The sequence below is a fragment of the Tahibacter aquaticus genome (assembly GCF_004363655.1).
In the GTDB taxonomy this organism is placed as follows: domain Bacteria; phylum Pseudomonadota; class Gammaproteobacteria; order Xanthomonadales; family Rhodanobacteraceae; genus Tahibacter; species Tahibacter aquaticus.
On record NZ_SNZH01000021.1, the window covers coordinates 109,569 to 124,730 of the forward strand.

General features: G+C 60.6%; 11 protein-coding genes, 2 pseudogenes and 1 other annotated feature. Of the genes and pseudogenes, 2 read left to right on the forward strand and 11 right to left on the reverse strand.

The window, feature by feature from the left end:
* Nucleotides 1–5: 5 nt before the first annotated feature.
* The 11 genes and pseudogenes from DFR29_RS25795 to DFR29_RS25845 form a co-directional block, all read right to left on the reverse strand.
* A complete protein-coding gene (locus DFR29_RS25795) occupies nucleotides 6–1,385 on the reverse strand; it encodes an ATP-binding protein (protein WP_133821523.1) in 1,380 nt (459 codons plus the stop codon).
* Nucleotides 1,382–3,430 carry a tellurite resistance TerB family protein gene (locus tag DFR29_RS25800; RefSeq protein ID WP_166654342.1) on the reverse strand — a complete coding sequence of 683 codons (2,049 nt, stop codon included), beginning with the start codon at nucleotides 3,428–3,430 and terminating at the stop codon, nucleotides 1,382–1,384. The genes DFR29_RS25795 and DFR29_RS25800 overlap by 4 nt, the downstream gene beginning before the upstream one ends.
* A gap of 789 nt (nucleotides 3,431–4,219) precedes the next feature.
* Entirely contained in the window at nucleotides 4,220–4,885 is a 666-nt protein-coding gene (locus DFR29_RS25805) for a hypothetical protein (protein ID WP_133821525.1), read from the reverse strand.
* An 890-nt stretch (nucleotides 4,886–5,775) separates the two neighbouring features.
* Nucleotides 5,776–6,192, reverse strand: a pseudogene (locus DFR29_RS25810) (transposase); the annotation flags it as partial.
* 154 nt (nucleotides 6,193–6,346) lie between these two features.
* The gene (locus tag DFR29_RS25815; RefSeq protein WP_133821526.1) at nucleotides 6,347–7,621 is read right to left on the reverse strand and encodes a hypothetical protein; all 1,275 of its coding nucleotides are present in this window, start codon (nucleotides 7,619–7,621) and stop codon (nucleotides 6,347–6,349) included.
* Nucleotides 7,618–8,619, reverse strand: a complete 1,002-nt coding sequence (locus DFR29_RS25820) for a hypothetical protein (RefSeq protein ID WP_133821527.1) — start codon at nucleotides 8,617–8,619, stop codon at nucleotides 7,618–7,620. The genes DFR29_RS25815 and DFR29_RS25820 overlap by 4 nt, the downstream gene beginning before the upstream one ends.
* Nucleotides 8,620–10,494: a hypothetical protein gene (locus DFR29_RS25825; protein ID WP_133821528.1), complete on the reverse strand. Its 1,875-nt coding sequence runs from the start codon at nucleotides 10,492–10,494 to the stop codon at nucleotides 8,620–8,622.
* Nucleotides 10,484–11,164, reverse strand: coding sequence for a hypothetical protein (locus DFR29_RS25830; RefSeq protein WP_133821529.1), 681 nt, complete (start codon nucleotides 11,162–11,164; stop codon nucleotides 10,484–10,486). Before DFR29_RS25830 ends, DFR29_RS25825 begins: the two co-directional genes overlap by 11 nt.
* Nucleotides 11,165–12,114: 950 nt before the next feature.
* Nucleotides 12,115–12,567 carry a hypothetical protein gene (locus tag DFR29_RS25835; RefSeq protein WP_208113730.1) on the reverse strand — a complete coding sequence of 151 codons (453 nt, stop codon included), beginning with the start codon at nucleotides 12,565–12,567 and terminating at the stop codon, nucleotides 12,115–12,117.
* A gap of 456 nt (nucleotides 12,568–13,023) precedes the next feature.
* Nucleotides 13,024–13,281 (reverse strand): hypothetical protein, encoded by a 258-nt coding sequence (locus DFR29_RS25840; RefSeq protein WP_133821530.1) that lies wholly within the window; start codon nucleotides 13,279–13,281, stop codon nucleotides 13,024–13,026.
* A 134-nt stretch (nucleotides 13,282–13,415) separates the two neighbouring features.
* Nucleotides 13,416–13,700, reverse strand: coding sequence for a helix-turn-helix domain-containing protein (locus tag DFR29_RS25845; RefSeq protein WP_133821531.1), 285 nt, complete (start codon nucleotides 13,698–13,700; stop codon nucleotides 13,416–13,418).
* A gap of 130 nt (nucleotides 13,701–13,830) precedes the next feature.
* Between DFR29_RS25845 and DFR29_RS25850 the strand changes: the two genes are divergently transcribed.
* Entirely contained in the window at nucleotides 13,831–14,616 is a 786-nt protein-coding gene (locus DFR29_RS25850) for a hypothetical protein (RefSeq protein ID WP_133821532.1), read from the forward strand.
* A gap of 65 nt (nucleotides 14,617–14,681) precedes the next feature.
* Nucleotides 14,682–14,945: pseudogene (locus DFR29_RS30195) on the forward strand (SseB family protein); the annotation flags it as partial.
* Between the two features lie 103 nt (nucleotides 14,946–15,048).
* Nucleotides 15,049–15,162: a sequence feature (AL1L pseudoknot), on the forward strand. This feature is flagged as partial in the annotation.

Here is a 15,162-nt window from a genome sequence, read left to right on the forward strand (position 1 = left end):
CCGTCCTAGAAACGGAACGTGGATAGGCCATCATCATCGATCGTAGTGGGCAGAACGTTTGGCATCACCGCCCTTGCTACGGGCTTTATCGCTTCCCGCGGCCCGGTCGCGTCCATGTCGTCGATTGGCGGCGCCTCATCGCTGGCTACCGCCACACTGGTAACGAGGTCGGTCCATGACGTACCGGGCGAGGCCTCCAATACGGCCAGCATGTCCAGGAAAGCACGAATGCTCTGGCGTGGCGTCTGGAAGTATGCCGCACCGATAACGTTGGAGCAGTGTGCAAGGAAGCCGTACAACGCGTCATCTGGAACGAGGTATTTCGTGGGGTCGCCACCAGCCTGCACATGACGCAACTTTGTAAGCAGGACGTAGAGATCTTCGGGTGTGAGCGTCGCAAGCCGAATTACGGGACCGCTAGTATCGTCGACACCACGCGCTTGGGCGAACGCATTCTCGCGCAGGCGTGTTTCCAGTGCCGCGTAGCTATAAAGACCGCGCCGCGGATCCATCAAGGATTCTGGCGTGCCGCCAAACAACAGCCCCAGCGAGTCGGCGTGACCCTGCAGCACATCGTTCACCATGCGCAACAGTTGTTCGTAGTTGGCGTTCCGAGCACCCGCGTGCGGGATCTTCAGCAGATTTACCAACTCGTCGCCGACGACGAGCAGACCCTTATAGCCTGCAAGGCGAGTGAAACGTGCGAACAGCTTCAGCTGGTCGTAGACATCGTCGTCATCGATGATGCTGCGTACACCGAGTGCAGCGCGCGCGTCAGTCTTTGTGCTGAACTCGCCGCGCAACCATCGCACTGCATCCTGCTTCAACTGATCGTTGCCCTGGTCGTGTCCCTGATAGTACTTCGCGATAACTTCGGCGAAATCGTAGCCATTGGTTAGCTCGGACAGCGATTGCAGACGCGTGTGGATGGCAGTCTCTACGGGCATGCCGTTCTGTTTGGCTTCCTGGAGCGCTGTAGAGATGAAACGCTCGACGATGCTAGCCATTGCGGCATCCGGTTTCGTGCGCGTGGCAAGGTTCCGCATCAATTCCTGATAGAAGCTGCGCGCTTGACCCTGGGCGCCGTGCAGGCGTCGATCGGGATTGAGGTCCGCATGCGCTGTTACTAGTCCCTTCTCGTGCGCAATGGCGCGCACCAGCGTAAGGAAGAACGTTTTTCCCGCGCCGTAGTCGCCTACGATCACTCGAAATGCCGAGCCGCTGTCGGCGACGCGATCAAGGTCAGAAACCAGCGACTGCACCTCCCTGGCGCGACCAACCTGGATGAGCTGAAGGCCAGCGCGCGGCACCACGCCAGCACGTAGCGCCTGCAGCACGGTGTCCCGGTCTTTTGGACGGATGACAGTAGGCGCCAAAGCATTCATGCAGGAACTCCTTCTAGTGATCGGGTCAGAATGTCACGTATGTCAGAGCGAATCGAGATGCACTCATCGACCTCAAGCAATGCGTCGCCCGCGACTGAATAAGCCGCTTCGTTGACGCTTTCAAGTGCGCCGTCAGGCAGCAGCCCCAGTGGGTCGCACCAGCGTTCGACGTCAGCACGGTCTACCATGTCGCTGGAGTGAGCCAAAAGCTGGCGCAGCAACGTGCTGTGCGCGGCATCAAGACCGGCAATCGGAAGATTGGCCGACTCAATTGGCGATGCGGTGTAGGTTGGCACTGACGGGGTCACCGCGTCGACGAGTGGCATGGAGCTGTCCTCGACGAAGATTGAGGACAGCAACCTCTGTACCTCCGCCGTTTCCTTGAGTTTGGCCGCGATGGCATCAACGTCCAGTCCCTGCGGTTTGGTCGCGGTCGTCGGCTGCATCGGTCGTGGCGCTACACCTGTCTGAACGCGGTGCACGTCTGCCGGCAGGGTCGCCGCATCGAGTCCTAGCGCGCGGTATACCTTCTCCAGCGTACGAAGTTCCGCCGGGTCAATACGGCCGTCGGCTGCCGCGATGCCTACGACAACATCTGCCAACGCGCGGCGCGGTTCAGGCGGAAGTGATTTTAGCCTGTTGGAGAGCTTGGCAAGCGATGGTGGAGCCGACTCCAACCATGCTAAGTGCGCTTGCAGACGCAGTCGTTCAGTAGGTTCAAGCGCGAAGAGTCGATCAAGGTGCTGCAGCGCTTCCTCCATTTCACGTTCATCAAGTTCGCCATCGGCGGCGGCTACTGCGACAGCAAGCTGGAGGAGCAGCTGCCCCATGCGGTAGTTGGCGCTCGGGGATCTTGCGGCGTCGTCAGGGAGACGAAAAACTGCCACAGACTTGGTAGCGTCAACGATGGGGCCATCGAACCGAACGTCCGGCTCGACGCCGATCCCGATCGAATCCAGTGCTGACAGGAGCGCGGTACATTCGCGCTTGCCCCACTTTTGGCCGGCGAGGACGCCGGCAGCGGTCAGCAGGCGATCGCCAGCAAAAACGCCGATCGGCGTCGACTTCAGTGCGCCGTCCATCAGGTCGTACAGAGGCTTCATGCCCTCGTTTGCGCCAGAGCCACGCAATTCGGCGGGAAGGGCTGCCGCCACTTCCAGCGCCGTCGGCCGCTCGCGCTTTCGCACGCGGACTAGGGCGCCGAGATCCTCAAGACAAGCCTGCAGTAACTGTAGCAGCGGACGTTGCGGCGCAGAGATGCCGCGTACATCGGGCACACCGACTGTAAGGCGCAGCCCAATGCGATTGCCCGCCGCGCCTCGGTGCTCAATTGACAACTGGCGCTTGGGTGCTGAGATTACGAGGCCGGTAGGGTATCTTGCCGTGTATCGCGCTATGAAAAGTGCCTCGAGTTCAGCCTCAACGAGACGAAACGCGCTCTGGCGCGGGGCATCGTCGAGGCAACGCGCCCAGTCAAAGGCCAGTACCGCCGGCAGTGCCTGCCCTTCGCCGACCAATCGCCCTAGAACAATTGTCATGCCTGTCGGCATGTTTCCCGGTGACAACGTCGCGGTCGCTCGGAAACGCGATGCGTTGCCATACAGTGCGATTGCAAGATCGCGCAACGACCCCGAATAGTCGTGAAACGCGCTATGAACGTAGATGCGACGCAAGCGGTCAACTTCAGCGAGCAGCCGCGGAACCTCCGCGCGCGCAGCAGGATCAGTCACCGCGTCCACCAAGATTCGGCGTTCAATTCCGTAGTAGAACAGGAACACAATACCGATCGCGACCGACCCATCCGCGCGTCCATGTGACAGCCAGTTGAGAAATAGGGTGCGATCAGTGGGCAGCAGCCGGTCATAGCGTGGCCAATAGGACGCTGACCAGGCGACGTCTTGCACGCGTTGTCGATCTACCGCCAGCGTTGGATCGATCACCGCTGGTTCATCGCGAAACTCGCGGTTGCGGGCCGGATCACCGAAGTAAATCAGACCGCCGTTGAACGAAATGCCTGCGACTGTGACGGTCTCACCCTCCGGCACCCAGCGTACCGGCGTCGCTACTGGACCGCTCGCCGGTGGCGGCTGGTACCCGCCAGGTGGTAGATGGGGTGACGACGCTGTTCGAACCGGCACGGGCTCTGTTGCTGGCAAAGGGAGCGGTGGCGGTGACGGAGATCGAATTCGGGACGCTACCGCAGCGGCCGCTGCAGTGCCCTTTTTCTGTACCGCTGCGCGTTGCTGAGCGGCCCGCGCCGACCGCCAGGCAGTGAACCTTGTGAAAAGTAGTACCCCACCGATCAAGACGGCGGCCACGATGAACTGTACGAGCAGGGCTCTCATTGACATAGTCCACTCTGGTTTTCTACACCTGTATGCTAGCGTCAGTAGCGGATGTCGCCGATTCTAGGCAAACCCCGTACAGACTCCGAGGCAGGTCAGCGCATTTTCCATAGCCCTGCGCGCAGGGTAGCGAGGCTACCAACCGGGTGACCGACGCATTGTCTTCATTCGCCTCCTAGCGGCGGCACTTCGCCGAGCCGATGGTTGCGGCGACGGGTTGCCCTAAGCCTATGACATTGCCCCCCTGCGAGCCTCCAGTTGGACGGGACTGCCCGGGTAGCAAGCGTCGAACGGTGTGTGGTGGACAGCTTGCTGTACTCGACCGACTATGCCCGTTGAACCAATAGACTCACCTTCGATGCTCGGCGCATTCCGTGCGTGCATGCCCGTGACACGCTGATTTCCTCTGCCTCACCCCGGCAAACACTGTCCGGTCAGGGCGCCAACTCTCACTCCAACTCGCCAAGCGAACTTCAATACGGCGCACTATCACGCGAGGACGAGAGACGCATCTTGAAAGGCAGCATCCCTGAGGCCAGCAGTGGCGACATTCGGAGGCCTTTGCCATCGGCCAGTCGCGGCGGCTTGCCGCGCCAGGGTCACTGTACGTTGACCATCAGCCGTCGCGACGGGAAAGGAAACCGCCGAGCCATAGACGAATTCGACAGGCCCAAGAAGCGTGCGGTCGGGAAGCGTGACCGAACCCCTACAGAAAGATTTTCTTTTGCTACAAAAGTGGTCATTCCGATGAATCGTCGCATCTTTTTCGCTGCTGCGATCCTGACCCTTTCCGGATGGACCGCGTGGGCCGGCCCGAAGTGCGAGAAATGCGGGGCCGAAGTCCAGTCCAAGCACCAGCAGTGTATGAAGGACAAAAGGATCAGGTCCCAGTGCAACAGGGACATGAAGTCCCCCGCCGAGCAGTGCGCGGAGATCTGCAAGTCGGAATCCCCCCAGTATTCCTACCCGGCGGCATTTCGTCAGCAGATGGTCGAGTTGGCGCGCGCGATGACGCAGTGCATCAGCCGGCCGCGCAGTCTGCTCGGCCGACGTCGCTGATTGCTCCAGTCCATCGGCAATACGGGCAAGCTGTTCAAGTTGAAGGGGTGCTGCACGCTTTTCCTGCGAAGGATGCAGCGCCTGGATGCCTTTCATGACTTGGCGAACATGCAGCGAACGCGTAGGGTCACTGCTAGCCGCCAGCGTCGGTTGCGGACTAAGCCGTGGCTCGCTTCACGGCCACCGCCGCGACAGCTATCCCAAGAAGGAGCAGTGCGAACAGAGAAAGCCCGGGCACAGGCGTCGGCGGAGGCGTCGGGCCAGCTATGAACCGGTAGTCAAACCGGTTGCTTGATGAGTTCGGGTCCTGAGCTGACGAAGCCGCGATCCAATAGGTATCGAAACTATCGAATGGTCGATCGTAGAACTGAATCGGAAAAGTGCACGTGCGCGACTCCCCTGCGGGAATTGCAGGGAAATAGAATGACCAAACGATGGCGAAAGAATAGAGAGGCGGCGGTGAGGGGCCGACGATATCTTCCGTTTGTCGGCAGCCAATAATTGGCCTGCCAATCTCGTAGGGTATGTCGCGGCTTGAACTGGTAGGGATTCGAAATCCGCGCTGGATTACTAGATTCGGTAGCGGAAGAGGACTGGCTGAACCGGCATCATCAGGCCCACTATTCGTAACAGTTAGAGTCACAGTGCCAAGCTGGCCGGGCCGAAACGTCTCTGGCGAGACCTGTGCGACTATCGAGAGGTCCGCAATCTCTGCGTACGCTTTCCCGCTTCCTGCAATTCCAATAAATAAAAGCACCGCCCCCGAAATTTCGGGGGCGGTGCTAAGAAAGTGCCAAATCTTTAGAAAGTAATTGCGGGGCATCCCAAACTCTGAAAGCCATCGGTGAAAATTGTGTCCGGCCGCGTACCAAATGCTGCCACAACGGGAGAAGTGCTGCGAACAGCCGACGCGTTAGTATTGGTTGTCGAACCTGCCAAGCAACACACCACTCAAGACCCTGGTCAACACCCTCAAAGCCCGCTGGCGCATCGGTCTCCCGCACCGTCATGCCGCGCGCGTACATGGCCACGATCTTGTCGTCAAAGCCGGTGAAACGGCGTTGGTGCTTGGGGATCAAGATCGGCTCGAACGAACCGGCACGGTCGCGTGGCACCGCGATGCGCAGCGGACCGTCCTCGGTCAGCACCGTCTTGCCGAACTTGCCGTTGCGTTGGTTGCTCGCCGCTTCGGGCTTGGCCGTCCCCGGCGGATAGCCCAGGTGGTGCGACAGCTCCGCGCCCAGCGCCCGCTCAATCAGGGCCTTCTTCAGCGCCATCGTCGTGGCGTTGATCTGCTCGGCCGTCATCGGCAGACCGCTACCGGCCAGCTGCTCAATCAGCTCTTTGGGAATCGACGGCAGTTCCGTCATGCCGGCTGACGCCGGCTTCTTCTTGCGTGGCATAGCTGCTCCTTGTCCTCATGCTATACCTCGCACACAAAAATCCTGACAGGGTCAGAGCGAATGCACGTTGGCGCATCTATTGGCCGAGGAAACGGCAACAAGATTGTTGTTCTGCCGGTGACGGCGGTCAGCATGGTATTGCTTGCCGTGGGTGCTAGAACAAACGATTTGCATATGCCTCCGGCAGAGAAGTCCAGCTGACTGTAGCGCACGCACGCCCCTGCCGATCAATTTCCAGCAGCACACTCGAAGCCGCGCCGGGTAGGGCAAACTCTGAGTCGTTGTAAAGGTTCAGGGGGAGGTGGCGACGAACACTTCGCCAAATGGCCTCGGAAATTCCCTCAAGCACAACTACCTTGAGTGCCCGGAGCGTGACTTGGCTGAAATCATCATGTGCAGAAAGATGTTCGAGAACGTGATAGTCCGAGGTTGGGTATAGGGGTTTATTGCGAATTGCTTCAAGGATCACTACCAACCGTTGAGCGGTGGAAAATACTGCTGAACTTAGCGAGAGCGAAACGAGAAAATCGCTAGATCGATCGGGTAGAACGGTATAGCTGAGCACTTTTTTTCTTGTGCATGCTGTCAATTTCAGATTACTGAGTCGCAGATTCCACTGGTTGAAAACCCGCGTGACGTCGGAACTCCATTCCGAGGGCAATGCCCGAAAGAGTTGCTGCTCATCGCCCAGAAATTCTACGTGGCGAAGGAGTTCGGACTGACGTGGCGTTGTCGCTGCGATCGCTATGCGCTTCAGCTTGGCGATGCCGCGGGTTTGGGGCGTCATTGAGCCCTTCGCCAAACACCGAATTTCGTCAAAGTCGGGCGGCCTGTAGCGATCCGGAATAATCAAGAATGATTTTTCACAGCGTTCACGGTCGGCTCGCGCAAACGATTCGAAAGAGCTGCGGTTTACGCGATCTCCTGTGATAAGAAGCGTGTCATCGGCTAGATCGAATCCGCAGCGGCACTGTCCCCACGAAGCGATTCCGAACTGGCAATCCAGGAATGCCGCCGAACATCGCGGGCATCGCCTAGCGAGTTGTGTATCGTGCCAGGGACAGCGGTCAAAGATCGGCGATTGAAACGCCATGGTGTGATAGCCGCCCCGGGCGCACTCCAGGCACAGACGCGGACGATCCAGCCAACAGAGTCTGTTGCTGTCCCCCGAAAATGGCCACCATTCCGCGGGTTCCCATGCTTTTTCCGGTGAGTTCAATCCCGGGTAGTCGTTTTTCGCTAAGGTCTCTCTCACCCGACTGTTATTCAGAAGGTGCCGGGGCCAACTGTCGGACGGCTGGGTCAACTTGAGCCACTTGACCAAATCGGAACGCAAGAGCCGATGCGTACGTGCAATACGCCAGACGATGCCCAGTGGTGAAACGCCCTCGTAGTTGGACCACTGTAGTGGCAGTGCGGAGCCGGTCATGGCGAGCTACCTTCGGACGCACCTGGCGTTCGATAGTCGGTACGCTGACGTTCCAGCTCGACAAGCTGTGATTCTCGGACCGCGGCCTTCAATTGCTCTCGGGTGAAGTCCGTAAACTGAGGATCGCGGGCGGCGGTCTGGGTAAGGAGGACAATCAGCGTGGCCTCCAGAGAACGCATGGACCAGGTCCACGTGGGGTCAAGCGATCCCTCAGCGCGGACCTCGGCGGCCGCCTCCCACAGCTCGCTGGCGTAGGTTTGTAGACGAAATCCGCGCTCAAAGGCCTCTCTGGTAAAGTGCTGGGTGTAGGAAACCCCTGATTTCACAGGCCAGAAGCTTTTCGTATCGAAGCGGTTGCAGACGTACGCCACGTCGGCTGCGTGCCGCATGCCGAAGAAATCCATCCACGAGAGACGGAACCGGGCACTGACGTGAGGTGGGTAGTCGGCCGCGATCGTCTCGGTAGCAAGACCGCTGACATCCTGCTGATGCACGAATACGTGAAACAGCCGGTAGCGGCGTGTGGCCAGAATCTCGTCGGCCCACGCAAGAAAGTCGTAGTCCGAGGGTTGCAACCGGTTGGCATCATCGTGGAACAGGATGGCGAGCCGGGTGCCGGCCTCGTGGCAAAAGGCGACGATCGAGTTGGCGAAAAGAATGCCCAGTTCCGTTGGGGATGCGCGGCCGGGGATGCGGACGCCCAACAGGGATAGCAGGAGCTGGGGGAATGTCCGGTCACTTTTCCGGGTGACGTTGGGAATAACGATGGTACGGATGACGGCGGATCGGTTGCGCTTGGTCAGCCAGTGAGCGTGTCCGCGCAGATAACTGATGGCGCTGGATTTTCCGTACTGCGCGAATCCGCGGAGATTGAGTCCGCGCGATTGCAAATCCAGCGCTCGATGAATGGCGTCGGCCAGAGCAATGATGGCGGGTGTCGCGACTTTGGGGCGAAATTCGCGAAGAAGAGGATGACGTCCTGCGTCCACGGGTTCCATTTAGTCATTCTCCTCGCCGAAGAAGTCGACCAAGGCAGGGGAGGCGATCGACAGCGGAGCCTGAGGCGCAACGTGCGGAACGGCCGCACTGGATGCGATTGGCGGCGCGGGTGAAAAGTCCGGCAGATGGCGCAGCAAGGTTTCTGGTCGTGGTGCACGGGAGACCTGTTGCCGCGCATAGGCATGCCAGCTCGCGATCGCATCGTTGGATCCGTTGATGCGAACCAGCTGGCGTTTGTCGGCACGCGCAATCAGCCGCCTCAGAACAATGTCGTGAACGGTTTTGTTCCACGGCGGAAGCGCGGCCAACCGCACGAGCGCGCTGCCGCGCTCGTCCAGCACGGTGAGGTGACGAAGGTCACCTAGGTTAACGTCGACCTTTACCTTCTTCCCCAAATACGACCAGTGGTCGCGGAGTTTTGGACTTCGGTAGGTGGCGTGGAGGTAGCGGATATAGGGCTGTTTGCGCTTGCCCTCGCTTCCGCGAATGGTCATGGGCAGCGTGACGATGAGCATGCGCTCCGCAGTCAGCGCACCGTCCGGCACTTCGCAGCGCCATGGATCACGTCGATGCACATCCAATCGTTGAAGCGGCAATTGATTTCCGATTGAGGAGTGCGGCGTCGCGTTGTGGTTGGCGCAGAGCACATCGAAGAGATCTTCCAGGCCCATCCACTGCAAAGGATGGTCTTCCGCGCGTAGCGTCGAGGTGGCGGTTGCTGTCCCTCCGAGTACGGTAGAGGGCTGGAATCCGCCTGCGATGTCGCGCAGCGCACCTTCTTCCAGGCGCCGAAAAGCCGCCTCGATGATGCCGCGGGCCTCGGGCGAATGGGCGCGACCGAGATTGAGAATGCCGCCGTGGAGGTGAGCGGCGTTGTTCCCCACATGCCGAGCGAAATGACAGAACGCGTTGTCGCCGGCCAACAGCAAGGCCCGGAGTGCAGCGCCATTCTCATCGTGAGGAAGGCCCAGCCGGGCGCCGGGACAGTACGACAGGTTGGGCACCACCAGCTCGCGAGGCTTCCACGGTGCCATGGCACCGCGCATCAACCACAGCGTGTCGAGCTGGTTGGCGTCGCCCAGAATCAACCGGTAGGCCACGATGTAACGACTGACCGCGCAAATGAGAAGCTGGAGCGTGACGTGGACGAACCGGCGCGTGGTCGTACTTCCATCAGGTAGCGTGACGTTGATGCACCAGTCGACGTCGGTGCGATGCTCATCGAACTCCAGTCGATCCAGTGGCCGCATCACGAAGAGATCCCGAAATGTCGAGATCGTGCTCGCCGTAGCTTCAACCTCAGCGGCGCCCACTTGTAGCCGACGTGCGCGAATCCGGCGATGAAGCGTCAGGAGTCCTGCGCGACCATGATCATCGGTATCAAAGGGATACGCTTCCGGCCCCCAGCGCGCGAGCAAGTAGGCGCAGACTGCCTTGTGGTGGGCGTTGAAGGCCGAGCAGCGACGCCCTTTTTTCGGCAGTTGTCCTTTGTATCCCATCACCAACTTCGAGAAATCAGGCTCGGTTTCAACCAGCCGTGACATGACATGCGGCCCTTTCCGGGGTGCCGATGCCAAGGCGTTTCCGGGTAGCTCCCGCGTGATTCGCTCTGCATAGGGGATGCAAGCGCGGAATCCTATTAGCTGGTCATCGGCGTCTCGTCGTTGACACTTCACTGCATCGGCGCGGATCGTCCGAGAATCGACCCCGAACCGGTACGCAGCGGCGCGCAGGGACATGCCTTCCACCAACCCCATCAGCGCGTCACACCGTGCCTGGTAGCGCTCACGCAACGGTTCGGGAAGATTCGCGGGGGTGGGTCTGGCCCATGACCTGACGTCCGCACCTACAACGCGCAAGTACTCATCGCTCATGGCGCGATGCCTCCGCCAGCACGAGATCAGGGCGCAGCGATGCGTTGGGAGGAAGCTCGATCTCGCCAGCGTGGATCAGGTCGGCCACCATGGCTCGCACGTCTGCGGCATGAAACGGCGCCGTCGCCTGTTGGAGCTGATGTAGGGTCGTTCGTTTCACTTGAGACAGCGCAGCGAGGACCGCCTCGCGCAGCGAGACGCGATGCACAAGCCGCCGCGCCGACTGAACAAGCGGGAGGAGCTGGAACGCGACACCGATGCGCGCGGATTGCGCATGTACGTCCGGTTCGGTTACGAAGTTCAGCACCAGGCTGGCGTTTTGTGCGGCGGTCATGAGCGCGCGCACGTGCCGATGCTCTCGCCGCTTGTCGGGTCCGGGAACGGTCGTGTCGTTGGGAACGAGAAGCCAGGTTTGTTCCACGCCTGATCGATCCCGCGTCCAAAAGGACAACTCGACCGTTTCATCGGTTAGGGTGAGGGTGCGCGGACGCTCTACGTAGGCGGTGCACGCGCTATCGAATTCGCAGCGCAGCGCCCACGCGGCGGCCATGCAAGATGTCACCTCGACGATACGGCCGCATTTCGGCGAGTGAAAACGGTAGAGATCTTCGGAACGTCGTTCGGCACGCGTGAGCGCGCGCGGCGAGTACGGCACGGGTGATACGGCCATTACAGCCTCCGGAATAGCCGCCCGTGCCACCTAGGGGCAGCACGGGCTTATCAGGGAGATCCTCGACGGCGGGAGGGCAAAAGAAGCCCGTTCCCGACTGGCGGGGGCTTGATTTTGCGGGAGGAGGCGGGGCAGAATCGGCGCGTAGGGGGCCTAATTGCATACTCGCTGTACGATAAAAGCTCGGTTGCCGCCGAGCTTTTATCGTTTCTGCGGCCCGAATTCGGCGGGCTATGTCATGGGGAGAGCTCCTCGGACTTCCGGGATATGGTCGACTCGACCGTCGCAGCATTCGGCACGTTCTGCGCGCTGCGCTGAATGCCTTGGGCATACCACTGCGCCAGATCGCCCACGCGCACAAACCATCCACGCCGCTTAGGGAAGGTATGGCCGGGCACAGGACCGTGCCCCTGCGCAAATGCACGTCGCGCCGCGTTCAGCGATGGGAACGACAAGAGCCGCCATACCCCCGTCAAGGGTACATAGGGCCCATACAGACCCAACAATCGCTCGGCAAGTTGATCAGCAGTTTCCATCGGTCGTGCGCGAAGCTTCGTATTTCATGCGAAATAGCATGCGTCTCGTGCGCTTGCAAGTGATTTGGCGCGCAATGTGTACGAATCAGTCGATGCGTCGAAAAGCCCCACAATTGAGGCATCGGTGGACGCTTCAACGGTTCTAACAAGCTCGCTGAGGCTGCAGTTAGAAGTTTGTCATCGCGCTAAATTGACGATGCCGAAGTCTTGTTGAGATCGACGACACGATGCCGCTATTTGCGGGGGTCAGCACAAAAATAAGGCGCCTCTACGCCGGATTTTTTCTGCGGCGCTACGGAAGTCGCCGTTGTTGATTCGCGCGCGTGGATGAACCCCGAACTTGTACTCGAGCCGCCCGACATCCGCAGTGATGTCAGGCCGACCCGCGAACGTCACTGCCGTTGTATCGGCAGCTCACGTACGGGGGGCTGGAACGCCGAACTCCAACTGCGCCAGTGCCAGAACGCGATCGGGGTCCCGGCTGAGCCAGTGAGCCGGCGTTTGGCCGTCCAATGCGTCGCGTGGCCCGTACAGCCAGAAGACGCGGCGCCATCCACCGGGATCGCCGCCAGCAGGAAGCATGGTCAACAGCGGCCGTATCGCAGACAACAGGTGTCCTTCCCGATCGAACTGGCAGTCGGGGTACACGAATGCGCGATCAGCAGCCGACCATGCGCCCAGCAGCGCGCCCGATTCGCGCAAGGCCGCAACATCAGGGGTTAAGCCATGGCCCGTCAGCAGTTCTGCCAGATCCTGCGCCGTTGGCCAGCCGCGCGCGAGCAACTGTTCCCGCCGGCGCCGGGCGGTGTGGAACACCGAGGTCCGCCCCCCGCGGGCCCGATCGTCACTGTCACCCGACTCGTTCATTGGATACACCTTGAGCGGAACTCGTCACACAAAGGGCTTCGACACCCTCAGACGTCGTATTCCCGTTAGGACGGAACGACTGATACACCCGGGCTCGGGGTTGCCTACCGGCCGCCCGCATTCCCGCGACCAGGGGATTGCTTGTGGTAGTGCGGACGGGACGGTCGGCGCTTGAGCATGATCCGACGATGGCGTGGTGAGATTGTAGCGCTCGTGGCAGCGCGCCTGATCTGCCATGTCGGGCGGGCGGCGTTTCAGCGGTCGCCCGCTCAGCGCAAAGCACGATTCAGCGACGATGGCGAAACGGCATGGCTCGGCGACGGATATCTCAGCGGGGCCGGCAATGAGGTCGGCGATGATGGCGACAGCTTACGCTCTGCCCTCGACGGTCACCCCCTCTACGAGGCTCCTGTTCGTCAAAAGGGTTCACGGGAGGGTAGTGATGGGTAACTGCCTTCAGCTTTGCTGGGTCCCGTGACGCCGGCGGGTGGCGTACACCGTTGCCTGCCACCGTGCGACATCGCGTGCGCGGGCGAACGATCCGCGACGACCCGAGATATCGAAGACTTCCACCTCGACACGATTCTGCGACAGTGCTTTTCGGAACGATGCCGGTGTCGCGAACCCGAGCTCCTTCCACAGGGAGGAAGGGGGAACGAATTCCCCGTAGCGGTCCGTCAAGCGCAACTCGAATTCACCTACAAGCTCACTCATCGCGAAATGCTCGGCTCTTCACAGAATGGGTCTACATCGTCGTATCAACGGTAGACGCAATCGGCGCGAACAGACAAGGCGATGCGTTGAAAACTGGGGACTTGCAGCACTGAACGGCGAGTGTGAACTCGTTTCTAGGACTTCCCGGTCAGCGTGCCGAATTCCCGGCGAATCTTGGCGAGGAGAATGTCGAGTTCGCCAGCGTTTCCGCCAGTGTACGACAAGGCCAACAGCGTCATCGGGTGGACCGACAGCACCTGACAGATGGCCGTGAGCTTGTTGAGCGTGGGGCTCTTCATGCCGCGCTCCAACGTGCTCATGTAGGTGCGGCTTGATACATCGGCAAACGCCTCCTGGCTCAAGCCTCGCGCCTTGCGGGCCAGTTTGAGCGCAGCAGGAAGGGAACGTTTGGTCGGCATCCGTGAACTCTCGGGAATTCGCGGATGACAACCGATTGAACCCTATAGAACTACAATCTATAGTGTTCATTTGTAAGGGAATCCGATTCTCTCGGGGTAGTACGACGCCAACGCCGTGAGGTGATGAGCCGTGTCTGCGACGAATCTCACTGCTGATCTGTACTTTGTTTCCGCGCTGCGCGCCGGCGCCGACCGATCGCGCACGCGGTTGCTGCCGCTGGCGAACCTGAAAGAGCCGCTGGCGCCCCATGGCCGCTTCGCCCAGCGCATGCTGCTGGCTTTGCAGAGCCTGGGCTACATCGAGCCGGAGCTGTCTCTGTCGTGGGCCGACGACTGGCTGGATTCTCGCGACTGGCTCTCGCACGGGTTTGAGCACATTGGCTGGCGGATCTTGCGCTCGCCGGGAGCGTGCACCGCGGCGATTCACGTATGGAGCGGCGAACTCTGCACGAGTGCCGATGCGCTTAAGACCTGGGCCGTCGTTTGGGAGAGCCTGGCGCTGGCGGAGGTGGCCGAATATGCCCAGTGCTCCCTCGCGGACACGGGGTTCAATCCGAATTGGGCGAACGATGCGACCGAGGCACTGCAGGCCGGACTCGCCCAGTTCAGCATCCATCAAATCATGTATTTGGTGCACATCGCGCTCCGCTCACTCGCCCTAGAGCAGCGGCGACCGTTCTCACGCAACGGCAAGCCCGGTCACGCGTTTTCCGCGGCCATCCGCAACTACGTACGGCGAGCAGTCGCGGAACGGTGGATGATTCGCGGCATGGCACATCCTTCGGAGCAGCCGCGCAGCGCGATCACCGCCGTGTTTGCCGAGGCGGTCACCGGCCTTGGAGAGCGGTACTACACCGAACGCCCGTCGCTCGATGCGCTGGTGCGCACCGTGGCATCGCGCCAGGCCCACCAGTGATCCCTACAGAGCCGCGATGATGGACTTGCCCCCCCCATGTACCTGACGGCACCGCACTCGAAGAATTGCTCAGGAAGTCCAGCGAAGAAGCCGCGTGGCGCCCCGCGTTCTACCGCCAACTTCTGGATAGTCGCGTTCTGGCGATCGTCCCGGACAAGATACAGCCACGTCACGTCGCCCGCGTTGACCGCCTTTACTTCGTGCAGTGGAAACGCATCGACGGCACCGCCGCCATTCCGTTTTTCTCGTCCGCAAGAACGTTCTTCGAAGCGGTGCCGGAGGGAGCTCAGTGCCTGGTGCTACATACACGACAGCTCCTCGAGCTGACACGCGGCGCGATCCTCCATTTGAATCCATACAGCGAATTCAATGTCGAACTCACCCCGTCCGACGCCGAGGCGCTGCTTTCCGAAGGGGCGCTGGTCGTACCCGAGCGCTTCGAGCTGCAATCGAGCTCGACCGCCGACCGAAGTGATGAAGCGGTTCATCGACGAGAACCGGAACGTCTACGGGGTCGAGCCGATCTGCAAGGTGTTGCCGATCGCC